The organism is Paenibacillus sp. LBL (assembly GCF_029893715.1).
Lineage (GTDB): Bacteria > Bacillota > Bacilli > Paenibacillales > Paenibacillaceae > Paenibacillus_AQ > Paenibacillus_AQ glucanolyticus.
The window spans coordinates 851,158-874,670 of record NZ_JARXYU010000001.1; the positions used below are offsets into that span (position 1 = coordinate 851,158).

The 23,513-nt window shown below is 48.6% G+C and carries 30 protein-coding genes; 7 read left to right on the top strand and 23 right to left on the bottom strand.

Annotated elements, in window-relative coordinates:
- Position 1: 1 nt before the first annotated feature.
- The 11 genes from M2277_RS04135 to M2277_RS04185 form a co-directional block, all read right to left on the bottom strand.
- Positions 2-361 (bottom strand): hypothetical protein, encoded by a 360-nt coding sequence (locus tag M2277_RS04135; protein ID WP_280754226.1) that lies wholly within the window; start codon positions 359-361, stop codon positions 2-4.
- An 11-nt stretch (positions 362-372) separates the two neighbouring features.
- Positions 373-699, bottom strand: coding sequence for a hypothetical protein (locus M2277_RS04140; RefSeq protein WP_280754227.1), 327 nt, complete (start codon positions 697-699; stop codon positions 373-375).
- 8 nt (positions 700-707) lie between these two features.
- Positions 708-1,109 carry a single-stranded DNA-binding protein gene (gene ssb, locus M2277_RS04145; protein ID WP_280754228.1) on the bottom strand — a complete coding sequence of 134 codons (402 nt, stop codon included), beginning with the start codon at positions 1,107-1,109 and terminating at the stop codon, positions 708-710.
- Positions 1,110-1,114: 5 nt separating this feature from the next.
- Positions 1,115-1,750, bottom strand: a complete 636-nt coding sequence (locus M2277_RS04150; protein ID WP_280754229.1) for an ERF family protein — start codon at positions 1,748-1,750, stop codon at positions 1,115-1,117.
- A gap of 1 nt (position 1,751) precedes the next feature.
- Positions 1,752-2,303 carry a host-nuclease inhibitor Gam family protein gene (locus M2277_RS04155; protein WP_280754230.1) on the bottom strand — a complete coding sequence of 184 codons (552 nt, stop codon included), beginning with the start codon at positions 2,301-2,303 and terminating at the stop codon, positions 1,752-1,754.
- Positions 2,304-2,366: 63 nt separating this feature from the next.
- Positions 2,367-2,564 (bottom strand): hypothetical protein, encoded by a 198-nt coding sequence (locus M2277_RS04160; RefSeq protein WP_280754231.1) that lies wholly within the window; start codon positions 2,562-2,564, stop codon positions 2,367-2,369.
- Positions 2,565-2,855: 291 nt separating this feature from the next.
- The gene (locus tag M2277_RS04165) at positions 2,856-2,990 is read right to left on the bottom strand and encodes a hypothetical protein (RefSeq protein WP_280754232.1); all 135 of its coding nucleotides are present in this window, start codon (positions 2,988-2,990) and stop codon (positions 2,856-2,858) included.
- Between the two features lie 100 nt (positions 2,991-3,090).
- Positions 3,091-3,372, bottom strand: a complete 282-nt coding sequence (locus M2277_RS04170; protein WP_280754233.1) for a DUF7667 family protein — start codon at positions 3,370-3,372, stop codon at positions 3,091-3,093.
- A gap of 25 nt (positions 3,373-3,397) precedes the next feature.
- Positions 3,398-4,042: a Rha family transcriptional regulator gene (locus M2277_RS04175; protein ID WP_280754234.1), complete on the bottom strand. Its 645-nt coding sequence runs from the start codon at positions 4,040-4,042 to the stop codon at positions 3,398-3,400.
- A complete protein-coding gene (locus M2277_RS04180) occupies positions 4,039-4,248 on the bottom strand; it encodes a helix-turn-helix domain-containing protein (RefSeq protein WP_280754235.1) in 210 nt (69 codons plus the stop codon). The genes M2277_RS04175 and M2277_RS04180 overlap by 4 nt, the downstream gene beginning before the upstream one ends.
- A 25-nt stretch (positions 4,249-4,273) precedes the next feature.
- The gene (locus M2277_RS04185) at positions 4,274-4,510 is read right to left on the bottom strand and encodes a helix-turn-helix transcriptional regulator (RefSeq protein ID WP_280754236.1); all 237 of its coding nucleotides are present in this window, start codon (positions 4,508-4,510) and stop codon (positions 4,274-4,276) included.
- 155 nt (positions 4,511-4,665) lie between these two features.
- On the opposite strand from M2277_RS04185, the gene M2277_RS04190 reads away from it, so the two are divergent.
- The 3 genes from M2277_RS04190 to ytvI all read left to right on the top strand — a co-directional run bounded on the left by M2277_RS04190 (position 4,666) and on the right by ytvI (position 7,594).
- The gene (locus M2277_RS04190; RefSeq protein WP_280754237.1) at positions 4,666-5,019 is read left to right on the top strand and encodes a helix-turn-helix transcriptional regulator; all 354 of its coding nucleotides are present in this window, start codon (positions 4,666-4,668) and stop codon (positions 5,017-5,019) included.
- 12 nt (positions 5,020-5,031) lie between these two features.
- Positions 5,032-6,216 carry a tyrosine-type recombinase/integrase gene (locus M2277_RS04195; RefSeq protein ID WP_280754238.1) on the top strand — a complete coding sequence of 395 codons (1,185 nt, stop codon included), beginning with the start codon at positions 5,032-5,034 and terminating at the stop codon, positions 6,214-6,216.
- 259 nt (positions 6,217-6,475) lie between these two features.
- Positions 6,476-7,594 carry a sporulation integral membrane protein YtvI gene (gene ytvI, locus M2277_RS04200; RefSeq protein ID WP_006212038.1) on the top strand — a complete coding sequence of 373 codons (1,119 nt, stop codon included), beginning with the start codon at positions 6,476-6,478 and terminating at the stop codon, positions 7,592-7,594.
- A gap of 130 nt (positions 7,595-7,724) precedes the next feature.
- Here the strand turns inward: ytvI and M2277_RS04205 are convergent, their stop codons facing one another.
- The 8 genes from M2277_RS04205 to M2277_RS04240 all read right to left on the bottom strand — a co-directional run bounded on the left by M2277_RS04205 (position 7,725) and on the right by M2277_RS04240 (position 16,989).
- Positions 7,725-8,117: an FxsA family protein gene (locus M2277_RS04205; protein WP_036643301.1), complete on the bottom strand. Its 393-nt coding sequence runs from the start codon at positions 8,115-8,117 to the stop codon at positions 7,725-7,727.
- A gap of 4 nt (positions 8,118-8,121) precedes the next feature.
- The gene (locus tag M2277_RS04210) at positions 8,122-8,637 is read right to left on the bottom strand and encodes an acyl-CoA thioesterase (RefSeq protein WP_481857753.1); all 516 of its coding nucleotides are present in this window, start codon (positions 8,635-8,637) and stop codon (positions 8,122-8,124) included.
- 98 nt (positions 8,638-8,735) lie between these two features.
- On the bottom strand, positions 8,736-10,163 hold the full coding sequence (pyk, locus tag M2277_RS04215) for a pyruvate kinase (protein WP_006212041.1): 1,428 nt from the start codon (positions 10,161-10,163) through the stop codon (positions 8,736-8,738).
- Between the two features lie 120 nt (positions 10,164-10,283).
- Positions 10,284-11,276 carry an acetyl-CoA carboxylase carboxyltransferase subunit alpha gene (locus M2277_RS04220; RefSeq protein ID WP_036643304.1) on the bottom strand — a complete coding sequence of 331 codons (993 nt, stop codon included), beginning with the start codon at positions 11,274-11,276 and terminating at the stop codon, positions 10,284-10,286.
- Positions 11,276-12,169, bottom strand: coding sequence for an acetyl-CoA carboxylase, carboxyltransferase subunit beta (gene accD, locus M2277_RS04225; protein ID WP_006212043.1), 894 nt, complete (start codon positions 12,167-12,169; stop codon positions 11,276-11,278). Before accD ends, M2277_RS04220 begins: the two co-directional genes overlap by 1 nt.
- A gap of 92 nt (positions 12,170-12,261) precedes the next feature.
- On the bottom strand, positions 12,262-12,450 hold the full coding sequence (locus M2277_RS04230) for a hypothetical protein (RefSeq protein ID WP_006212044.1): 189 nt from the start codon (positions 12,448-12,450) through the stop codon (positions 12,262-12,264).
- A gap of 155 nt (positions 12,451-12,605) precedes the next feature.
- On the bottom strand, positions 12,606-13,100 hold the full coding sequence (locus M2277_RS04235) for a phosphatidylglycerophosphatase A family protein (protein ID WP_006212045.1): 495 nt from the start codon (positions 13,098-13,100) through the stop codon (positions 12,606-12,608).
- A 145-nt stretch (positions 13,101-13,245) separates the two neighbouring features.
- Complete coding sequence (locus M2277_RS04240) at positions 13,246-16,989, bottom strand: DNA polymerase III subunit alpha (protein WP_280754240.1); 3,744 nt, start codon at positions 16,987-16,989, stop codon at positions 13,246-13,248.
- A gap of 177 nt (positions 16,990-17,166) precedes the next feature.
- On the opposite strand from M2277_RS04240, the gene M2277_RS04245 reads away from it, so the two are divergent.
- The 3 genes from M2277_RS04245 (at position 17,167) to M2277_RS04255 (ending at position 18,393) form a co-directional block, all read left to right on the top strand.
- The gene (locus M2277_RS04245; RefSeq protein ID WP_006212048.1) at positions 17,167-17,493 is read left to right on the top strand and encodes a YtrH family sporulation protein; all 327 of its coding nucleotides are present in this window, start codon (positions 17,167-17,169) and stop codon (positions 17,491-17,493) included.
- A 3-nt stretch (positions 17,494-17,496) separates the two neighbouring features.
- On the top strand, positions 17,497-18,000 hold the full coding sequence (locus M2277_RS04250) for a sporulation membrane protein YtrI (RefSeq protein ID WP_036643308.1): 504 nt from the start codon (positions 17,497-17,499) through the stop codon (positions 17,998-18,000).
- A gap of 81 nt (positions 18,001-18,081) precedes the next feature.
- Positions 18,082-18,393: a YtpI family protein gene (locus M2277_RS04255; protein WP_006212050.1), complete on the top strand. Its 312-nt coding sequence runs from the start codon at positions 18,082-18,084 to the stop codon at positions 18,391-18,393.
- 76 nt (positions 18,394-18,469) lie between these two features.
- Here M2277_RS04255 and M2277_RS04260 read toward each other — a convergent pair whose 3' ends face one another.
- The 4 genes from M2277_RS04260 to M2277_RS04275 all read right to left on the bottom strand — a co-directional run bounded on the left by M2277_RS04260 (position 18,470) and on the right by M2277_RS04275 (position 21,970).
- Positions 18,470-19,804, bottom strand: coding sequence for a DRTGG domain-containing protein (locus M2277_RS04260; protein ID WP_006212051.1), 1,335 nt, complete (start codon positions 19,802-19,804; stop codon positions 18,470-18,472).
- Positions 19,805-19,982: 178 nt separating this feature from the next.
- Positions 19,983-20,270 (bottom strand): hypothetical protein, encoded by a 288-nt coding sequence (locus tag M2277_RS04265; RefSeq protein WP_280754241.1) that lies wholly within the window; start codon positions 20,268-20,270, stop codon positions 19,983-19,985.
- A 115-nt stretch (positions 20,271-20,385) separates the two neighbouring features.
- Positions 20,386-20,733 carry a YlbF/YmcA family competence regulator gene (locus tag M2277_RS04270; RefSeq protein WP_280754242.1) on the bottom strand — a complete coding sequence of 116 codons (348 nt, stop codon included), beginning with the start codon at positions 20,731-20,733 and terminating at the stop codon, positions 20,386-20,388.
- A 70-nt stretch (positions 20,734-20,803) separates the two neighbouring features.
- Positions 20,804-21,970, bottom strand: a complete 1,167-nt coding sequence (locus M2277_RS04275; protein ID WP_036643309.1) for a DUF445 domain-containing protein — start codon at positions 21,968-21,970, stop codon at positions 20,804-20,806.
- Positions 21,971-22,107: 137 nt separating this feature from the next.
- On the opposite strand from M2277_RS04275, the gene M2277_RS04280 reads away from it, so the two are divergent.
- On the top strand, positions 22,108-23,502 hold the full coding sequence (locus tag M2277_RS04280; RefSeq protein ID WP_006212055.1) for a YheC/YheD family endospore coat-associated protein: 1,395 nt from the start codon (positions 22,108-22,110) through the stop codon (positions 23,500-23,502).
- The last annotated feature ends 11 nt before the right edge of the window (positions 23,503-23,513 follow it).

Here is a 23,513-nt window from a genome sequence, read left to right on the forward strand (position 1 = left end):
GTCACCCCTCACTCTCTTTCGCTTTCTCGTATAACTGCTGCCGGTATTCTTCGGCCCAGGCTTTACCCTCTGCGGTGTAATCAATCCAGTTATGGCAGGTCCCAGTATTTACACTAGGACCGCATAGCATGGCTACATCGTTTACGGTTGTTTCTCCTTCAATCTTCCAACGCCGAATCAGGTGAGCACATTGTAATGTTTGGTACTCATGACTGCCGTACTTTCCACAACGCTCACACAAGCCTCCAGAACGATCCATAGCCGCCGCATATACTTCTGGCTCGATACGCCCACGCATCTTGGTTGTGGGCTTCCTACGGCGGCTTGTTGGTTTCGGTGCTGGGTTGAACCCAAATTGCATGTGACCGCCTCCTAGATATCCGATTGATATTTTAGGATCGTCTGTAATGCTGAAACTTGTATCTTAATAGCGTCGGCAGCTTCTATACCGGCTTTAAATCTTGCTTCAGCTAAATCACGCTGGAACAATCTTTCCGACACATTGCCCTTTGCTATATCTGTGATAAGAGTGACCTGCATTCCCTCCGCTTTGAGTCTCAACATCTCTTTAGCAAGCTCTGAGCGGTACTCACGTTCTGTCTCTGCCTTTTCACGGCCTAGTTCAAAGAGTGCATCAGCGGACTTGCTGAGTCGTTGAGATGCGGCGTGTATCTCGTTTGTGATATCAGTAATGTGCATGTGTCACCTTAAAACGGAAGATCTCGATCATCGATATCAACCGGTTCCCCTTCTCCCTGGAATGGGTCTTGCTTGTTTTGATCCTGTTGACGATTGGACTCCAGGAACCGCACATTATCAGCAACAACTTCAGTTACATAAACACGCTTGCCCTCATTGTTCTCGTAGCTTCGAACCTGAATGCGGCCCTCAACACCTGTCAAACGCCCTTTACGTAGGTAGTTAGCGCATGTCTCAGCCAATTGCCTCCATACCACTACCGGAATAAAATCGGCTTCCCGTTCCCCACTTTGGCTTGTATATGGTCTATCCACCGCGAGAGTAAACTGAGCTACTGCAACCCCCGAAGGTGTGTATTTCAATTCAGGATCCTTTGTGAGTCGCCCCACTAAAACTGATCTGTTAATCATTCTGATTACTCCTTCCCAGCCGACTCAAGCCGGTTGCACAATTCGTCGTATTCTTCTTTAGTCAAGTCAAAAGCTTGTGTTTTGTTGTAATCCTTCATGATTACTTTCTTTACATCGGCAGTACTGAATCCTTTACTGCTCGCTATGGCAAACAAGCGTTTTACTTGTGCTGCTGTTCGTTTTGTTTGATTGTTTTTTTGCGGTTCATTTTGTTCATTTGGCAATTCTTTTGCGTCCAATTCTGCACTACTGATCTTATCCGGGTCTTCGCCTGTTGGAATAGCAAACGTCCGAAGCAATAGGTATTTATAGGCGTAAGTCATTGCTTTACCTACACCTTTATCTTGTGTGTCAGCTCCAGTACCAGAAGAAACAAGAACCTCATATTCTCCCGTTTCAGTGTCTACGATCTTGTATTTAACATCGACCGTTGAAAGAGTCCCCTCACGACTATGAAGTTGTTCGATCGGGAAAATAACAAGACCGTTTTTGATCAAGCTTTCCCGTACCGTTGACGTTACTTTTTCTTCGCTGATCACTTTGTACTTCGTGTTACCAAATGCGACTTGATCATCCTTTTGAAGGTAGTCAACATCCTTCATGACATTACTGATCTTTTGGTACAACTTCTCTTTGCTCACGTTACACCTCCGGTTTGATGACTAATTCATCACCACGGAATTCCACTTGTATCCCCTCGACCACTTGCCCGTTAGGATCCACGACCTCGCCAGAATCCGTTACAACAAACATCTTTTTGATTTCAGACTTAGCCGGTTCTTTTTTGATTCGAACCAAGTCCTCGCAATCATTAAACTCAAGCCATGAAACAAGCTTCGCGTCATCGTAGTTCCATTTAGGCTGTTGCTTCTTCAAGGTGAAGGAACCATATGGAGTCTTCTCGGACTTGAACTTTGGATCAGCTTCTTTACGCATAGAAGCATATGCAGAAATATGAGTGCGGAAAAACTCTTCGTCTTTTGCCAACTTATCAAGTTCACGTTTTTGATAATCTTGAATACGGCAGATTTCAGCAGCCGCCAGCTTATTCACTTCGGTTTTCTTGGCTTCAATCGCCGCCAATTTACGGAATACCCAGTTTAGAGAATCCAGGTCAGTGACCCGGAAACTCTGCCGTTCTTCTATTTCCTGTTGCTCGATTTCGTCCAATTCTTCCTGCATCAATGGATTCATCCCTTTACAACCTCCTAAAAAATGTGATATTGTGACCGTAAGAAATTTTTATAAAACTACTACTCAAAGATCATGGTTGCAGCCATGGTCTTTTTTCATGTCTAAATCAATCTGAACCTGTTTTAGCTGGTCGATAATCTCCGGAAGCTCACGCATGAAATCACCAGCTTCACATATAATGCTTGCTGCCGAGTTTCCAGCGGTGCTCGTTTCGTGTTGCAGACCTTCCAGCCGGTTTATCACTTTGTTCAGCGGATCCACGTTCGCCAGCCTCCTTCAAATTCCGTTTATGCCTCTTGTACTCCGAATAGTGAACATCTGACGGGAACACGAATGTCGGATTGTCACTTTCAGGGTTAAGCATCTTTCCTCCAGCAAGCTGTAATGAAAATACGTCTTCAAAACTATGAGTCCCTTTGCATCTGGTTTGCATGTTCATCGATTGACCTCAATTCCACCCATCCCTTGCATTCAACTGCATCAAGCATGCATTCAAGGCAATGTGGTTCTTTATGTTCGTAGACAAGGTATTTAGCCGGTTTATGGCATCCTTCACACTTGATCATCCGGTTCATCCCCTTCGTCCTCGTCTTTCTTGACAAGACCGAGCTTTTCCAAGTCTTCCTTTGTGATCTTCACGAAACCATAAGCCGTCTTCTCGATAGCTTTCATTTCATGGATCCACATGTTCACCGGCTCCATTTCTTTTTGTTTTCCGATGCTGCGTACTGCAGGACGGCCATTTTCTCACCTGTAGTCAGTGCATTCCATGTACTCACGATAATGTTCATTTCCATTCTCCCTTCTTGGTTAAAGATTCATCTTTCAGGTATTCAATGGCTTCGCAAATGTTATGCAACCAATCCATATCACCAGCCGTATAAGCTACCATAGACAACTCGTGAAGCTCGTCATATTGGCGAATCAACATGTAATTCTGCAATAAGAGCAATTCAATAAGACGTGCTGGGATATTCTCAATCTTGATGCGGCCTGTCGTGTGGTTCATATGCATGTATGCTGCTTCAGCTAATCTGCGATGGATAGTATGGATAGCGAGTTCTTTCATGTCGTCACTCTCCATTTCCGATTTATTATCCAGCTCGGCGAATCGGCACCCAGGCTTCTACATATTTCAGAACACTCTGTAATTCCTGCCGAAGGATGTCTTTGTAACTCGGAACCTGCCAACGGTCTTTAACTTCCTTGTATAGCTGTCGGAATAACTCACTTCGGAATTCTTCGTCAGGTTCAATGCTGTAAATCTTTTGAGCAATTGCCTTTTGTAATCTTCGTTGCTCCCCACTGTTTAAAGTGATTTGTTTTTCAACCTTCTCTTCGACTTCGTCCAAGCGCTCGACTATCAATTCTTGACTGGCAAGCAGATTATGAGTAGCTTGCATCAGAGCTTTTAATGGGCTTGCAGGAAGATTGTTCACCTTATCTCGCATCCGGTTGAACTCGGCAATATACTTTTCTTTGAAACGAGCTGCTTCCTTGCCCGTATAACCCATTACAAGGAATGAAAATCCGTCCTGGGTTATGATGTACTTCGGATATGTTCGACCTCGATCATTCGTGTATGTTGACTCTCCAAAATTGGCGAGTGAAAATTCCTTGCTGCATTCGAGTTCTCTGATATCACGCATCACCTTGTCGTGTTCCTTCCCGAACACTAGAGCGACTGTCAGACTATCCGTTACTGTTTTTCCGTTATCGATGAACACTAATTGAGTCATACTGCACCTTCTTCCACATCAGCGGAGCCCACCAGCTCCGCTTCGTATTCCAAAACCCATTCCCGTTTGATTCTTGGTTTGTTGCCATACTTGTAACTTTTGATCTTCCCGGATTTGATCAGCCGATAAATGGTCGTTCTACTCAACTGGAAGTAATCCATAACATCTGCGATCTTGCATACCGGTGGTAATTCAGTTGCGTTCATTGTGATTCCCTCCTTCAAAGTTAGATCAGTTCACTACTTCTAACATAATGTTAGGTTCTTCTTCAAAAAAAATGATCTCTTTAGGATCACACTTAAAAACTGAAGACAATTTAACAGCATGTGTCAAAGTAATGTTTTCAGGCTTATCTTCCATTCGACTGTACGTCTGAGTGTGAACTTCCATCTGTTTCGCAACTTCAGATTTAGTAAGTCTTCGATACGCCCTCCATTCTCGAACTGTCCTCCGGTTGAAACTGGCCATTCCTGCCACCTCCTTCCTTGAGACCAATATATCCTAAGTTAAAGTTAGGTGTCAACCGTAAAAATGATTTTTTTTAAGTATAAGTTAGAAAAACTGTGGTAATTCTATATAAATAGTGTTAAAGTGTATTTATAAATAGTGAAGGAGAATCAATAGTGAATAAAATTAATTTTGCTGAAAACTTAAAAAAATACAGGGAGCTGAGAGGACTTTCCAAAGAAGAGTTAGGCTCACGCGTTGGGGTATCTGGTGTTACTGTAGGTTATTGGGAAAACGGCAGAAACGAACCGCGTATGGGTAAGGTAGATCATATTGCCCAGGTTCTTGATGTAACTATTGATGATTTACTTTTCGATAACTCTATAAACAGATTAGAACAAATTAATTCCATACATAATTTAGATTTAGACGAAGATAGAAAAAGAGCAATTGAGTTGATCCTTCAATTACCTACAGAAGAAGTTAAGATGTTCAACATACTTATGGAAAGATCATTGAACAAAGACTAAGAAGGTGATCATGTGGCAACTAAGTATAGAAACGTCAGAGAGAAAGACGGGAAGTATTACTTTAGATACAGCGTCAAAAATGCTGAGACAGGAAAAAGAAAACAAAAAGAGGCTGGACCATACGCTACAGAAAAAGAAGCTTATAACGAAGGTATTAAAATCAAAGCCAGAATTCTTAATGGAATATACATAGAAGAGAAGAAGATAACCTTCTCAGACTTCGCCAAACAATGGATTGAGTTATATAAAGCGACTGATGTGAAAGAAAACACCGTTTATTTGAGGGAAAGTGTTATAAAGAGTACTGAAAAGAAGTTCGGCGGGTTATACATGACTGAAATCACTGCTGCTCAGTATCAACAGGAATTAAACAAAATGAAGGAAGATAAGAAATCCAAGAACACCATATCTAATTTTCATGCAGTAATGAAGATGATATTTCAAAAAGCTCTTGAATTAGAAGTAGTAAGTAAGGATATCACCCAGTTCGCTAAAGTGCCATCATTTAAAAAGACAGTCGAGGAACTTGAAAGCTTTGAGGAACTTCCAGAGTTTTTGGAGAAGGAACAATTAGCCTTATTACTAAAGACCGCCAGGGAATATGGATCGCCACAAGGATTTAGAATACTTTTCATCTTAGCCTATACCGGTATGCGGTTAGGGGAACTTTGTTCACTAAAATTAAACGACATCGACAAATTTAAGAAACGTATAACAGTTACTAAAACTTTGTATGTAAAAGGATCACTCAAGAAGCACGTCCTTCATACCCCTAAGAATAAATCATCTATCCGTAAGATAGATGTAAGCCAAAGGGTGATATCAGTATTTAATGAGCAGATGGCGTGGAGAAATGAATTTAAGATGGAATACCGAAAGTGGTTCGATGATAGATCTGAATATATTTTCATTGATGAAGGAAGCTGCTCAGGTTTGCCGATCCGACCTAGTGAAGTTAGAAAGTACATGTCCGAAGTGATAAGCTTGGCAAAATTACCTCCCTCGATCACTCCCCACTCATTAAGACACACATACACTTCTTTGATGGCTGAGTCTGGAGTAGAGATCACTGAGATACAAAGCATGCTCGGTCACAAGAACGACACCACTACAAAGAATATATACCTGCATGTAACCGAATCAAAGAAACGTGCAGCTGTAGATAAATTAGATGCGCTGATGGATGGCCTATTCTAAAGTGTGGGAAAGATGTGGGTAGTTAACCACAACAAACCGCATAAGAATGCCGCATCAGCGCTTTTTATTTTTTATCGACACCATAAACATTTTTTTGAAATCACTTACAATTCCATTATACCTATGATATTTCTCATTGTCGAATCATGAAGATGGACGTTTTCGAACTCTTTATCCTTATATTGAAACTCCTCGCATAGGTATAGAATGAGCCCATTCTGCTCGTCCCTGAAGTCAGCCGCAAAAGGAGTGTGATTCAATGGAACGATTGATGCTCAAACGCATCGGCCGTGGAGTGTGGGTGATGTCTTCCATCTTTGTGACTGCCTATTTGATATATGTACTGCTGCCGCTGCTCTACCCCTTCCTGCTGGCCTGGGTCATCGCCTATGCCATGAATCCGTGCGTCAACCTGCTCCAGCAGAGCATGAAGCTGCCGCGCTGGGTGGCTGTCTCATTGTCCCTGCTGCTGTATTTCGGTGCGGCTCTGCTGATTCTGACTGCAGCTGTTACGAGGCTGGTCAAGGAGCTGATCACCCTCTCCCAGTCCTTCAACCTGCATATCGACGCCTGGATGGACTGGCTTACCTCTTGGACGCAAAATGACAGCTTCCAGAATATTGTCAATGAGATCGGCCGCTTCTATCAGAACAACCCAAACTACCATGAAACCATCAATCAAAACGTGACCCGCACTACACAAACCATCGGTACGGCCGTGACCGACCTGGTTACTGGTATTTTTAACGGAATTCTGCAAATTATTTATTACCTGCCGAATTTAGGCACGATTTTCATCGTTGTCCTGCTCTCCACCTTCTTTCTCAGCAATAGCTGGGAGCGTCATAATCGGGCGCTGTTCCGCATGATTCCGGGCGTCATCCATAAACCCATGACCTATATCTTCTCGGACCTCAAAAAAGCGTTGTTCGGATTCGCCAAAGCCCAGCTGATCCTAATATCCATTACGGCCTTTATCGTCATGATCACGCTGTATGCACTCGGCGTCAATTCCGCCTTTGCCATCGGACTTCTGATAGGATTGGTGGATCTTCTCCCTTATCTTGGCGTCGGAATCGTCCTGATCCCCTGGTCGCTGTATGCCTTCATGTCCGATGACCTGACGCTCGGCATCGGACTGACAGTGCTGTACAGCATCATCCTGATCGTCAGGCAGATCATGGAGCCCAAGGTGCTTGCCAGCAGCGTGGGATTAGACCCGCTGGCCGCCTTGTTCGGCATGTTTGTCGGACTGAAGCTGTTCGGCATTCTGGGTCTGATCATTGGTCCGGTTTCGCTTGTCATTGTGGATGCTTTCCGGCGGGCCCATGTATTCAAGGATCTCAGGAATTACATTATCGGGGGCAGGGTGAGGTAACTGACCCTAACTTCTCCATGGAGGAGAGATGTAATTTACAGGCCGCTGAGCTCCATGAAAGTGCAGTGCTCCATATAAATAGACCGGCCCCTGATGGGCCGGTCATATATGGGGGAAGCCTTTTTTGGATTTATCTGCGAAAAATCGTAATCTTGCCGTTCTTCATATTTTTCTTCATCCACTTCAGCAGCAAAATTCGGTACAACGGACGGGTCAGTGGAAATACCAGCGTAAATCCGATAATGTCAGTGACAAAGCCCGGCAGAATAAGAAGTACTCCACCTGCAAATATACATAAGCCATCCGCCATGGAAACACCGGGAACCATACCTGAATTCATTCTCTGTTTGGCATCTTCCATCGCTTTGCGGCCTTCAAACCTCATCATGGCAACGCCGACGGCAGAGGTCAGCAATGTCAGAAGAAATGTATTCATACCGCCCACGCGATCCGCAACGAATTGGAAACCAAATATTTCAATGACAGGCACGAAGATGAATGCTGCCAGCAACCATTTGAACATGAAGCTACTCCTTCCTCCCCAAGAGGGTGTCCTTCAATGCATCATACAGCTTTGGAGCGCATTTATCCAGTCGAGCCGGCTTCCACTCACGGTTCAGCCATACATGACGGGTAGCCCCTGCGGTTAACAATGCACCGGGAAGTCCGGATTCCGGGAACATCATACTGGCATCCAAATCAGCCAGCTCCTGCCCACTCAGTAGACGAACCTCATACTCATAGTGTATTCGAAGCGGAGAGAAAGCAGTCATTCGAGTGAATACCGTAACCAAATCATCATATTGGGCTGGCTGGCGGTACTTGATGTCAAGGTCAACCACCGGGAGCAATACGCCTTCCTCTTCCATTCCGCGATAAGAAAATCCCAATTCACGAATCATTTCGGTTCGACCCATCTCAAACCAGTTTAAGTAGTTAGCATGATATACCACGCCCATCTGATCACTTTCCTGATAACGCACCCGAAAGGATGTCCAGTACCAGCGGCTGGGTCTCCATTCGTCTTTGCTAGGCAATGTCATCACCCCTTATCTATGCAAAAAGCAATGGTCGATAGAGTTCATCGTCCATTGCTTGTATGCGGCTATATTCAGAATCTCGCGATTCCTGTTAATCGAAATTACTTCTGCGCAGGGATTTGATCCACTTTCAGCAGGTTGGTAGAACCGGAACGGCCAAGCGGCACACCTGCTGTAATGACAACAAGATCGCCTTCTTTAACAAGTCCGGACTTCACGCCGCCTTGCAGAGCATAATCAAACATCTCGTCTGTAGAAGAAGCCTGTTCGCCTTTAACCGGCGTCACGCCCCAAGTCAGTGCCAAACGTCTCATCGTTCTGTCTTGAGTCGTTACAGCGACGATAGGAGCCTCTGGACGGTATTTGGATACCATGCGAGCCGTTTGACCGGACTCCGTGGACGAAATGATCGCTTTTGCATTCAAATCGAGTGCGGAGATCGCTACCGATTGGCTGATCGCTTCTGTAACGCTGGTATCCTGCGCGATGCGCTGTTTCAAGAACATTTCACGATAATTCAGTGCAGACTCCGCTTTTTCCGCAATACGGGACATAGTCAACACGGACTCCACCGGGTATTTACCTGCAGCCGTTTCGCCGGACAGCATGATGGCATCTGTACCGTCAAAAATCGCATTCGCCACGTCACTTGCTTCCGCACGGGTAGGACGAGGGTTGCGCTGCATGGAATCCAGCATTTGCGTAGCCGTGATAACAGGTTTGCCTGCCAGGTTACATTTTTCGATCATGCGTTTTTGAACCAATGGAACTTCCTCTGCAGGAATCTCAACGCCCAGATCACCGCGGGCAACCATCAAACCGTCGGATACTTCAAGGATTTCGTCAAGGTTATCAACGCCTTGTTGATTCTCGATTTTGGAGATAATTTGGATGTGCTCTCCGTTGTGTCTTTTCAGCAATTCGCGGATTTCAAGCACGTCACTTGCTTTACGAACGAAGGAAGCAGCAATAAAATCGATGCCCTGTTCGATCCCGAAAATGATATCGTTGGCGTCTTTTTCCGTAATTCCTGGGAGGGAAATTGCAACTCCCGGTACGTTAACACCTTTTTTGCTCTTGATGGTTCCGCCATTAACGATGCGGCATCTGATTTCCGTGCCTTCAATCTCCACTACGGTCAGACCGATCAGACCATCATCGATCAAAATCGTCGATCCGACTTGAACGTCCTGCGGCAACTCTTTGTAAGTAATGGACAAACGATTCTTATCACCAAGGATTTCCTCGGTAGTAAGGGTGATATATTCATCTTGTACAAGCTCAATCGGTTCCACTTCAAGTTTACCTGTACGGATTTCCGGTCCTTTGGTATCAAGCAGGATCGCTACCGTTTTGTTCAACTCTTCGCAAGCTTGGCGGATATTTTTAATCCGGTTGCCATGCTCCTCGAAGTCGCCGTGAGAGAAGTTCAGACGAGCCACGTTCATGCCAGCCATAATGAGCTTCTTGGTGTTTTCCAACGATTCACTGGAAGGACCGATGGTACATACAATTTTTGTTTTGCGCATTTTGGGTTTCCTCCGTTTATTAAAGGGTTCTCTATATCTCTTTTTCCAACAACTAAATCTACTACAAAAAGTCTCATTTGTATAGGAACTTTGTCATATCGTCACATACTCATCAGACTTTTACAGTATAATGTCTTCCTGTTCCGTCTTTTCGGCCTTCGCAAAGTCAAATTCGCCGATCTTGCGGAATTTGCGGTAACGGTCTTCCTTAAGCTCACAGGCGTCCATCACCGACAGCTCCTTCAGCTGGCTGATGAGGGCGCTTTGGATCGCGGCAGCCGTCTCCTCATAGTTCCGGTGGGCACCGCCCTTAGGCTCCGGAATGATCTCCTCAATGACTTCCATTTCGAGCAGATCCTTCGCGGTAATCTTCATCGCTTCCGCAGCCTGATCTGCCTTGGACGCATCCTTCCACAGAATGGATGCGGCACCATTAGGGGATATCGCGGAATAAATCGCGTGCTCAAGCATCAGCACACGGTTGCCTACGGCCATCGCAAGAGCACCGCCGCTTCCACCTTCGCCGATGACCACACAAACAACAGGCACTCCAAGAGACGACATTTCCCGTAAATTACGGGCAATCGCCTCGGACTGACCTCTTTCTTCAGCTGTATTACCCGGATATGCGCCTTTTGTATCAATGAAGGTGATGATCGGACGCTTGAATTTGTTTGCCTGCTGCATAAGTCGCAGGGCTTTGCGGAAGCCTTCCGGATGCGGACTTCCGAAGAAACGGGCGATATTGTCCTTCGTATCTTTGCCGCGCTGCTGACCAACCACCGTAACGGGAATGCCGTCAAGTTTGGCCAATCCGCCGACGATTGCGAGATCGTCCCCATAGAGTCGATCCCCATGCAGCTCGATAAAATCGGTGAAGACCAATTGAATCAGATCAAGCGATGTCGGACGTTGCTGGTGACGGGCCAGATGCATTTTTTGGGAAGGCGAAATCGAAGTGTAAATTTCTTCCTCCAATCGGCTATATCGTTCTTCGAGGCGGGCGATTTCATCCGTGAAATCGATCCCTTTTTCCTGTCCGAATTGTTTCAGTTCTTCAATCTTCTTGCGCATTTCTGCAAGAGGCATTTCAAAAGGCAATTCGCCTGACATTAGAATCCCCCTTTCACGGAATGCATCTCCAGCAGCTTGCCAAGCATGGAGCGCATATCTTTCCGATGAATAACCATGTCAAGCTGACCATGTGCCAGATTAAATTCCGCTGTCTGGAAGTCGTCCGGCAGCTTCTGGCGAATGGTCTGTTCAATAACGATACGGCCCGCAAAACCGAATACGGCACCCGGTTCGGCAATGTTAATATCGCCGAGGGTTGCGAAGCTGGCGGATACGCCGCCGGTCGTCGGATCCGTAATTACTGAAATGTACAGCCCGCCCAGTTCATTGAATCTGGATAGGGCTGCGCTTGTTTTGGCCATCTGCATCAAACTTAGAATACTTTCTTGCATCCGGGCACCGCCGGAGGTAGAGAAAATAATAAGCGGCAAACGCTTGTCCGTTGCAAACTCAATGGCGCGCGTAATTTTCTCCCCTACGACGGAGCCCATGCTTCCCGTGAAGAAATCAAAGCTCATCACAGCCACAACAACGGGCTGGCCCAGGATGGAGCCGTGACCGGTAATAACCGCATCATGAAGTCCGGACTTCATCTTCTGCTGCTCCAGCTTGGCTGCATATCCAGGAAACTGCAGCGGATCCACCGAGATCATATCGGCATCAAATTCTTCGAAGCCTGTCTCATCCAACGTCATGCTAATCCGTTCTATCGCATTCAGACGCATGTGATGTCCGCATTCCTGACAGACCTTCAGATTCTTCTCAAGCTCTTTGCTGTATTGAATGGTGCCGCATTTGGCACACTTATTCATCAGACCTTCTGGAATTTCCCGTTTCGGGCGTTCGCCTTCCTGAGGCTGCCCCGCTGTCCCAAGTCGTTCCGATGGGATCGTTGCGTATTTCCTTTTTTTCTGAAACAAGTCTTTAAACACAACTACACCTCTCCAGCCGTAAATTTGAATGGCCGCCGCAAATAGCACTTCGCCGATCCGTACACTTGCTTCGCTATGTAACCCAGGTGAAACTAGGGGTGCAATATCGAATTCAACACTTCCTGTACTTCCTCAAGCTCTCCGGAGGGTACCAAAATCTCAAACTGCTGTTTGGAAAGATTCACAGGACGGCTTTGAACCAAAAAACCTTCTTCCGTTAGCCTGGTCTTGATCATTTCCGCCACCTTTGCAGTTGGCGCAATATAGATTACCGTCCACATGCCTTTCAGATCCCCCTAATCTCGTCCCACAGGCATATCCTGAGCCGATATAATGGATAATGATAACATACTTCAGTTTTTACCTCAACAAAGAGAGCAGGGGGCTGAAAGCCAAATTTGTACCCTTATGCATCATTCGACAGCACTCGCGATAATCAGTCAGAACCCGCAGAGTAGAGGGCCGCATCGGGATTTCGATGCGCGATCCGCGAAGAAGCGGCAGCGGCAATACCTGCAACGAGATCGTCCAAAAACACATGGATCCCGTCGGATTTATCATTCAACGTCTCAATCACACCCATTTTTTCCTTGTCCAAATAACCGAAACTGGTCAGTCCGATCATGCCATAAATGCTTGTGACACCAAGCGCCATGGTCTCATCCACACCGTAGAGCGGTTCATCTTGTTCCATAATCGACTGCAAGGGCTCCGGCAGCAGCTTCTTCTCTGCCAGCTCGTCAAGCGCAATGCCCGTAAACAGCGTATACTGCACTTCCCGCTTGCCAAGTACGGCTCGAACGCTTTCCTCACACTGGTCGATCGTTAATTTCGGATGATATCGCTTCTGAAGCTGAAACACAATATCCGCGATGGAGCTTACGCTGACTCCCCTGCGGCTGAGCATGCTCTCTGCCAAATCAATTGACATCACAAATCCCCCCCGCGTCTCTGGCCGAATCCCCACTGGATTAAATGTCGTGGAGAGCCTGTTGGGCTGGCGATACTCGGCCAATGTTTCCTGTAGTGTCCTAATTGTATGCGGGAGGGATTAGAAACGTTCTTAAATTTTGATATCATTTTACCTTGACGGTATCTTGTCCCAGCATGCCCTCCATTTCAGCAAAAAGCTCCTTCGAGGGCTTAATCCGGTAGGCATCGCTAAGTGCAAGGACCTTTTGGCTCCGCTCGTAAAATAACACCGTTGCGACAGGTCCCGGGTGCCGCTGCAGCAGCTCTTTCAGCTTCACCAGCAATTCTGATTGCTCGGCATCGGCTGTTATTTTCACAAACACGCGCTGCTCAGCCTTAGGATTCGCTGTGTCTGTACGAGAATCCTTCTCGGACGCATGGCGGTTGTTTACGGCTTCGTTTCCAGACGGGGTCGTCTCACCGCCATTCATGGTGCTCACCGGTGCCGCGGCCGGCTCTGCCGATGGCACTGCAGTGGAAACCGGCTGTGCTCCTGACGGACCCGGACCCGATCTTCCAGCCCCGCCGCTGCCTGATCCTGGTCCCCCGGCTTTGCCCCTGCCGCCGCCTGCTGCTCCACGGACCTTGCTCCGCTGGATCAGTTGACGCAGCGTCTGCGCTTCAAGCGGCGCCACTTCTTCGGCCAGCAGCTTGAAGCCTTCATCCTGCAGCTGTACCTTGGCCCGTATGGCGAGCAGGGCGCCTTTTTCAATCAGATGCGCGCTTCGTTTCCATACTTCAGGAAAGAGCACAACCTCGCAGCGCTCGATTTGGTCCTCGCATTCCATGAAGGCCATCGCTTTGCCCTGTTTGGTCGTAATCGTCTTCAGCGTAACCACCATACCGGCCACGGCAGCCATCGATTCGTCTGCCGCTTCATGAAGGTCCATTAGCCGGTCGGCCCCCGACTCCGTCAGTGTATCTTCATATCCATCCAGCGGGTGGCCGGACAGATACATACCCAGAAGCTCACGCTCGAATTCGAGCTGCTGACCTGCCGTATAAGGCGGGATGTCAGGATATTCAATGTCCCAATTGGTTGCTTCAACAAAGTCAAACAGCTGAATTTGCAGGTCGTCCCGCTCTTTACGCCACTTCACAGCTGCCTCCACCGTCTCATCCAGCATGGCCACCAGTTGGGAGCGGTGACCCGGCAAGGAATCGAAGGCCCCGGCCTGGATGAGTGACTCGATCACGCGCTTGTTGCATACGCGGAGGTCTACGCGGCGGCAAAAATCGAGCAGACTTTCAAACGGCTTCTCGCGGCGTATCTCCACGATATTCTCAACCGCCTGGGTGCCCACGTTCTTGATGGCTGCAAGCCCAAAGCGAATGCCGCCTTCGGTGAAATGATGGCTCCCTTCATCCAGGCTGCCAGATTCAGACTGGCTTACGACCGGCGTAAAATATGTCCCGCTTTCATTGACATCGGGCGGCATCACTTCAATATCGATGCGGCGAGCCTCCAGCACGTATTCTGCAACCTTCCGGTGACTCCCCATAACGGCGGTCAGCATGGAAGCCATGAATGGAACCGGATAATGTGCCTTCAGATAAGCCGTCTGGAAGGCGAGCACGCCGTAGGCGGCAGCATGCGCACGCGGAAATCCATAGTTCGCAAACCGTACAATCATATCGTACACGCGGTTAGCTTCATCCTCGCTATAGCCAAGCTTGAGGCTGCCCGAAACGAAGTGGCTGCGCTCCCGGTCCAGCACCTCGCGCTTTTTCTTCGATACCGCTCGTCGAAGCAGATCCGCCTCCCCGAGAGAGAAGCCCGCCATCGTCGAGGCAATCTGCATGATCTGCTCTTGATAGACAATGATCCCATAAGTATCGCCAAGTATTGGAATTAGATCCTCATGAGGGTACTCAGGATCTATCTGGCCGTGCTTAACCTGGATAAACCTCGGTATAAATTCCATCGGACCTGGTCGATACAAGGCGACCACGGATACGATATCCTCAAACGCCGAAGGCTTCAGATCTTTCAGCACCCGCCTTACACCTGCGGACTCAAGCTGAAATACGCCCGTGGTTTCGCCGCGCCCCAGCATTTCGTATGTGTTGCCATCGTTATCCGGTATCTGTTCGAAATCAAGCGCCCCGCCGGTCAATTCTTGAATCCATTTCAGCGTCCGCTCGATGATGGACAGCGTCCGCAGACCCAGAAAATCCATCTTAAGAAGGCCCACGCTCTCCAAATTCTCCATGGAATACTGCGTCAGCGCTGTCTTCTCGCTGCCTTCCTGCAGCGGCACCGCATCCGTCAGCGGATCGCGTGAAATAACGATACCCGCGGCATGCGTCGAAGCATGGCGCGGCATACCTTCCACTTTCATCGCCATGTCGATCAGTTCGCGCACCTTCGGCCTTGTTTCGTACTGCTCCTTCAGCTGCGGGCTTTGCTCCATCGCTTTGGCAATACTGATGCCAAGATGGTTAGGAATCAGCTTGGCCGCTTTGTCCACATCCCCGAACGGCACATTCAGCGCACGGCCGACATCGCGTACAGCCGCCCTTGCCGCCATCGTACCGAACGTGATGATCTGGGCGACATGCTCCTTCCCATACTTATCCACCACATAATCGATAACCTCATCCCGGCGCTCGTCACTGAAGTCGATATCAATATCGGGCATCGTAATCCGCTCCGGGTTCAGGAAGCGTTCAAACAACAATTTATATTTCATCGGATCAACATTTGTAATCTGAAGGGTGTAAGCGACCAAGCTTCCCGCCGACGAGCCCCTGCCGGGCCCAACCGCGATGCCCTGTCTGTGGGCGTAAGCAATAAAGTCCCATACGATCAGAAAATAGTCGCTGAAGCCCATATTCTCGATGACGCCGAGCTCATAATTCAGACGCTGCTCCAGCTCACTCCGAAGTGCCTCATCCTGCCACCGTTCTGTAATCCCGTAGCGTTCCTGCAGTCCGTTCAGGCAAAGCTCGCGCAGATATTCCGCAGCATTCTTTCCCTCGGGGAGAGAGCTGTACTCCGGCAAAATCGATTTGCCGAATTCGAGCTCCAGATTGCATTGGTCCGCAATCTTGGCTGTATTCTGTATCGCTTCCGGCACATGGGGGTACAGACGCTCCATTTCACTGCCGCTCTTGAGATACAGCTGGTTGGTCTGGATTTGCAGCCGGTCCTCGTCCTCCACCGTTTTGCCCGTACCGATACAGATCAGAACGTCTTGAACCTCGGCATCTTCCTCCGTGAGGTAATGCACATCATTGGTAGCTACGAGTGGAATACCCGTCTCACGGCTGAGCGCGATCAGCTGCGGATTGACGCGCTTCTGCTCCGGAATCCCGTGATCCTGCAGCTCCAGGTAATAGTCATCTCCGAATATCGCCTGGTAACGAAGCGCTGCTGCCTTGGCTTCCGCTTCACGTCCATGAAGCAGATGCTGCGGGACCTCGCCTCCCAGGCAAGCACTGAGGCATATGATGCCTTCATGATGGGCAGCCAGCGCCTCCATGTCGATTCGGGGTCTGTAATGGTAACCCTCCAGATGCCCGATCGAACAGAGCTTCATTAAATTGCGATAGCCGACCTCATTCTTGGCGAGCAGAATCAAGTGATAGATCGGCTGATCCTTCCGGCTGCCCCGTTCCTTGCGGGAACCCGCCGTAATATAGGCTTCGCACCCAATAATCGGTTTAATGCCCTGCGCCAGGCAGGCTTTATAGAATGGAATGGCCCCATACATCACGCCATGATCCGTCAGCGCCAGCGATTTCATTCCAAGCGCTGCCGCTTCCCGCACCAGGTCACCGATACGTGCCGCTCCATCGAGCAAACTGTATTCACTATGCACGTGCAAATGCACGAAAGAGCTCATCGTAACGCCTTCCTTTCGCCGGTACATTTATATTCATAGTCAACCCGGGAATATCTTTAAAAGTCTTTATTCCATTTTATCATAATCATGCTAGGCCCGCCCATAGAATGAGACTAGGGAGAATGTGGACAGGCGGCTGCCGTGATATCCACCTAAGAAGAGAGGAGACATGAGGCGATGAGCATTTTTTTATCAAAAGCGATTCTGGACTTTTTTATAGCCTTCGGCATCGTCCTGGGGGGCGCTATGGTGGGAGGCGTGGGTGCCGTGCTGTCCCTGCAGCCCCCCACCCATACCATGCTGGAGGTCGCAGACCGGATCAAGATATGGGCGCTTGCTGCCGCCATCGGAGGCACCATCGATCCGATGCGCGTCATCGAGAGCAATATGCTTGGCGGCAATTTATCCCCTGCGATCAAGCAAATATTATATCTTGGCTTTGCATTTCTCGGAGCGCATATGGGCAGCGAACTCGTAAAATGGGTTTGCTCCAGCCGGAGCTAGCCTATGCGAGTGCCCCCAGCCCACCGCTTTCGCCCCTTCTATCAGGTTGCTTCCATCTTCGTGCTGGGGATGGTCGTCGGCAGCATCGTCTACAACTCGATCTACCACGCAAGCTACACTAAACTGTGGGAAACGAATCAAGCCCAGCAGCTCCAAATCACGCAGTATAAAGAAGATATCGATTCGTTAAAAAAATACAATAAACAATCTACGGTCATCAAGGAAATCAAGATCCGCAGCGAGCAAGACGCCAAAGCCCCTCTTGATCCCGTGATCAGCAAGGATATCATAAAACTCATGGGGGAAGATCTGGCAGCCCTTCGCGGCCGGAACGTGTTTGATATCGATACGGACAGCAAGCTGACCCGTTCGCTCCTCAGCGACAAAATTTACACCGTTCGCGATAAAGATTACAAAGTCCAAATCAAGACCATGCTGGTCATGGAGGGTGTGCTGCAAATCTGGATCAGCATTGACCATCTGGATGCAAAGTCAAGCATATCATGATACAATACCGTTATCGTAAATGATCGAATCGTATATGCTGTGCTGCATCGTGAGCACATAGCCGAACTAAAGGAGCCTTCCATGATAACCGTCATTCACTACGTCCTGTACATTATCCTTGTTCTGTCCGTAATTGCCGCTGCGCTGTACAGTATTCGTGCTCGCCGAGTGGCCGATCCGGCTGATCGCGGACTATATATGTCCATGATGAACCTCTGCATGGGCATTATGCTGGTTTCCCTATCGCTTATCTGTATGTTTTTGTTCAGCGGCTCCACGCCGGCCGTTATTGTAGAGGCCGCGTTTATGGTGCTTGGCGCATTTAATATATTTGCCGGGCTTCGAAGCCGCACCTATTACAACAGGCTGAAGAATTCCCGGACTGCAAGCTGAGTGAATTAAGCTGAAGGGGCATCCCGTCAGGTCATAGCGACCTATGGGATGCCCCTTTATATTTCAAGCGTTTGTATTATCCATGATCGATGGCCTGCATCGTCATGACCGCTTTGGCAATCAGACTGGATTGATGCTGGATTTCGATCTCCATCTTGCAGGTGCGCCGGCTGATTTCCAGCAATTTCGGAATAATGACGATGGGATCCTCAATCTGCACGGGCCGGATGAAATAGGTCGACAGATGATCCAATACATGATCCCACCCGCTGATATCCTTGGCAGCCTTGACAGCCGCCTGACTCATCACCGTTGTGAGCACGCCTTGAGAAATCGTACCGAGATCCGTGGCCATCTGGGGAGTAATAAAGCCGTGGAAAAACAAATGCCCTTCCTCATCCCGATCCTCGGCAATGCCATTCCAGATCAGCTGGTCAAACGTCTCTCCAAGCTGAGGCTGGTTTCGGGCATCGCGAAGTGCGCCAAGCACCTCTTTTCGGGTGACGGTTGCGAGCAGCTTGCGGTTCCGATCGACAATCGGGAGAAAATCGATTCCCTCCCACATCATAATCTGTGCCGCTGAAGCGAGGGACGTCTTCAAACTTGCCGTTACCGGATTGCGGGTCATTGCTTTCTCGATCGGCTGGGATTCGGCCAATCCCTCCACATCCCGAACCCCGACGATGCCGATGACCCGGTTCCATTCATCGGTTACCGGATACCGAATCTCTCCGGTCTCCTGGATAATCCGCTTAAATTCCTGAACGGTAACAGAGTTTTTCAACTGGTGATTCTTGGGTTTATCATGAGCAATATCCTCGACCAGCATAATTTTCTTCTTAATTAAACGGTCAAAAATGGCGCGGTTAATCATGGAGGCTACCGTAAACGTATCATGTCGGGATGATATGATGGGCAGGTCCAACTGGTCTGCCAGCTGCTTCACTTCACGGCTCGTACCGAACCCCCCCGTAATCAATACTCCCGCTCCCTGCTCCAATGCCAGGAAATGCGCATCCTCCCGGTTGCCAACAATCATAAGGCTTCCAGCATCAATATACCGGATCATCGCCTCTACCTTCATGGCGCCGATCACATATTTGTGCAGGCTCTTGTTCAGCCCTTCCGCACCGCCCAATACGTGCCCCTCCACAATTTCAACAACATCCGCAAACGTAAGCTGCTCCGATATGTTCCGCGGCTTGCGTTCAACGCGAACCGTGCCGATCCGTTCCTTGGTGACCACGATGCCCAGGCTTTCCGCTTCCTTCACGGCACGATAAGCGGTACCCTCGCTCACCCCCATCTCTTTGGCTAATCGGCGGACGGATATCTTGCTCCCAACCTTCAAACTTTCGATATGCTGAACCAACTGCTCGTGTTTTGTAATCGTATCATCTCGAACGTCCATCTGTTACACCCCCGGAACACTATCTGTACCATACTGTATCTATTATATCACGTCCTAACAAGCTCCCATACCCGGCCAACACAAAAAACTCCCCTGCCGGATACCGGATGGGTGCAGCCATCCAATCCGCCTTAGGGAGTTTATTTGTTCTTGTCGCGGTACTTATCGTCCCCTGCTATTAATTCGCTTCCTGGCTCTTCTGTTCTTCAGGCCATTTCAGTTCCCATTGACGCATTTTTTCCTTACGAATCTCATCAAGTGCTTTCTGTTTTGCATCATCAACACCGATAAGGTAATAGAGATGCGAGCCGATAACGAGCAGGGCAAATCCAGCCCAGACTGCACCGAACAGAGAAACCCATGAGAACCCTCCTGTGAAAGAAATGCTAGGAAGGGCGTATATCAACATGCCCAGTGCGACCAACAAATAAGCCGTGTGCTTAAACTTGTTCTTCTTCTTTTTCATTGTAAACGCAGCTCCTCTACTCTCTGAAATCTATATTTCTACTCTATGAGGAGTCTGCACAATTTATGAGACAAGTTTTCGAAATTTATCCAGTTCGGCTATGCCAATGACGAATTTATTGTTGGCCTGGGCCATACAGATGCTGAAGACTATCTGAAATGATCTTGTTCACGTCTTCAATAATAACACTCAGACGGCGCTCTGCATCAAACAAACGGCGAATGTTCAGGTTCAGGCTAAGCACATCGAACTGTTTCTCCATTTTCTCCATTTCGTCCTGTGCCGGCATATCCCCCGACATCATGCGCTGCTGGACCTCCATCTGACGCTGACGGAAATCATCCAGCATGCGTCGGCTCTCCGGATCGGCATCCACGAGTTTCATCGCATCCGTAATCTCCTGTACCTCCTGGCTTTCCTTCATCGCTTTTGCCAAATCGTGCGCTTTATCATAGATGTTCATTTTTAATTTCCTCCAATTATGTTCGGCCTCATTGCCGTATTTGTTTGCTTTGCACTCGATGAATATCCATCTATCTCCAGAGCAGGGTTAACATCGATTGGAACAATCCAATCATTCCCCCCAGCAGGACGCCCAGCCACGTAATGGCCCTGAATTCCCGCCCCGAGACGCTTAATATGACCTCTTCCAGCCGCTCAACGGGAAATTTCTGGACCTGCTCCTGAACAAGCTGTGGTAAATTAACAGCCTTCATGGCCACAGGAACGCCTCGCTCCAGGAAGCCCAGGGCTTTGTCAAGCAAGCCCGGCAGCGCCGCCTCGATGGCAGGCATCCGCGTCCCGATCACGTCGGCAACGCGAAGATTTTCGATTTGCTGAATCCACTTGGCCCAAGGAAGCTTATCATCCAATGTGCGTTCGATCCACGTCAGCCCCGGCTCGCCCGTTGCATGCTCGATGACCTCCCCAAGCGGCATATCGCCGTAATATGACAATTTTCCTGAGATGATGTCCGTAATCGTCTTACGAACCTGATCTCCCTCAAGCTGCTGGATCAGCATGGGGGTCAGCTTCTGAATCAGTTTATCCTCATCCACAAAAATCGAAGCCATTGTGCCCAAAAATCCGCCCGCCTTATCGATGAGCGAGGAAGCCACATCCGATAGCATTAGCTGGCCTTTGGCTGACAGCAGCGTGCTCCCCAGTTCCTTCAGCACCATATCAGTGGCTGCCCTGCTCCAGCCCTCGATCGTTTCTTCCGACCAACCGGGAACAAGCACCTTCAGCGGTTTGGCTCCCAGCTCATACCCATGCCATATTGCAGATGCGCCCTGGGCCGTAAGCGAGCGCGCCGATTGTTCGGCCCGAACCTTTACCTGCTCCCACTGCTCGGGACTCCATACCTTCAACGCCAAGTCTCCCAGGCTCCGTTCCGATTGGCTCCATTCCACCAGCTTCCGATGAAGGGTATCCTCCATCTTGGCCCGGAATACGGGCTTGCGGATGAGTTCCTGCAGTCCTTCGCTTGTCACCAGATAGTCCGAGACCACATGTCCCAACGACTCTGCGATTTCTTCCTTGCGCTTCGGGATCAAGCCTGGTGTAAATGGCAGGCGACGACCCAGCAGAATTTTTTCTTCGCGGGGGTGAAACAGCATTTTTATCGCAAAGTGGTTGGTGATGCCGCCGACAAAAGCAGCTACGCACACGTTCACCAAAATAAACAGCCAGTTCGGCATTTTAAGCACTCCTTTTTCCCGAGCAGTACAATCACCAAGGGATATATGTCCTCATATGATGCATTACATGCAATGATCAGATGAAGTTCTTAGTCTGTTCACTTAAGTATCCAGTTGTTGTCGGAAGGAGATCCATCATGCGCAAATCCAAGATTAAACCCAACACCAAATCCAAGATATCGGTTCAATTAGTCCGTTCAGCCCAGCTTCCGGATAACGATATCAAGCTTGGTGATCGGCTCATAAGACAGCTCCGTATCCCCACAGATTCGCCGATACAGCTTGCCTTTGGCTCCTTCAAGCAGGAAATTCAAGTCACTTCAGGAGGTAAATCGAACTCGCTGCATCTTAACCCTTCCGTATTCAGCAATTCGGGACTTCTTCCTCGAACCGTAATGAATGTCAAATATTTTCCATTAGAAAGGACTCTGAAGCTCGGTCCGCTTATCGGGGTTATGGTCAGTCGCTATCACCCGGATGAGCCAGACAAACCTTTCGGATCCATTTCAGCCTTCTGCCTGGAAATGGTAAACGCGGCCAGGAAACAAGGCGCATATGTATACTTCTTTACCCCTGACATGATCGGTTCGAACCCGTCGACACTTGAAGCGATTGCCTATGACGCGGGGTGGAAAAAGCTCAGCGTTCCAGCTCCAGACGTCATTAATAACCGGCTGTCTACCCGCAAACTGGAGAATAGTCCTAGCGTACAGCATTTTATGAGAGAAGTAAAATCACGATTCGGCACCCACATCTTCAATGAGAAATTTCTCGATAAATCCGATGTTTTTGAAGCACTCGGACCTGATGCGAAACTTCAAAAGTATTTGCCTGAATCCTATTTACTCAGCGGTTATCCAACCCTCAAAAAAATGTGTGCCGCTTATCGGACCGTGTTTCTAAAACCGGTACGTGGAAGTCTGGGAAAAGGAATCATCCGGATATCCCGCCAAGAGAACGGCCATTATCAGACGATGACCACCTCTCTTGAAGGAATCAAGAAAAATACCTACTCCTCGCTTCCAAAGCTGTTCAGCAGCTTATCAGGAAAAATCAAGAAAACGCGTTATCAAATTCAGCAAGGATTGGATTTGATCCGCATCAACCGGCGAAACGTCGATTTTCGCGTGCTTGTTCATAAAAACAAAAACGGCAAATGGTCGGTGACTTCTGTCGTAGCCCGAATCGCCGGCGGAAATCACTTTGTGTCCAATCTTGCCAGAGGCGGTACGCTCTCTGCCGTCAAGGATGCGCTTGCGATGAGTGGAATTCCGTTAACCTCCAAACAAACAGCGCCTGCTCGAATGAACCAGATCGCACTGGACATCGCTCATGGATTGGAGGCTGCCATTCCATATCATTTCGGTGAGCTCGGCATTGACTTGGCGATTGATACGTCAGGACGCATATGGCTCCTTGAAGTCAATTCCAAGCCTTCCAAAGGTGAAAATGCACCGCTGAATGCCGACTCCAAAGTTAGACCTTCAGCCGTACGCCTCGTTCAATATTGTCAATTCTTGACGGGTCTTTAAAAAAAGGAGAA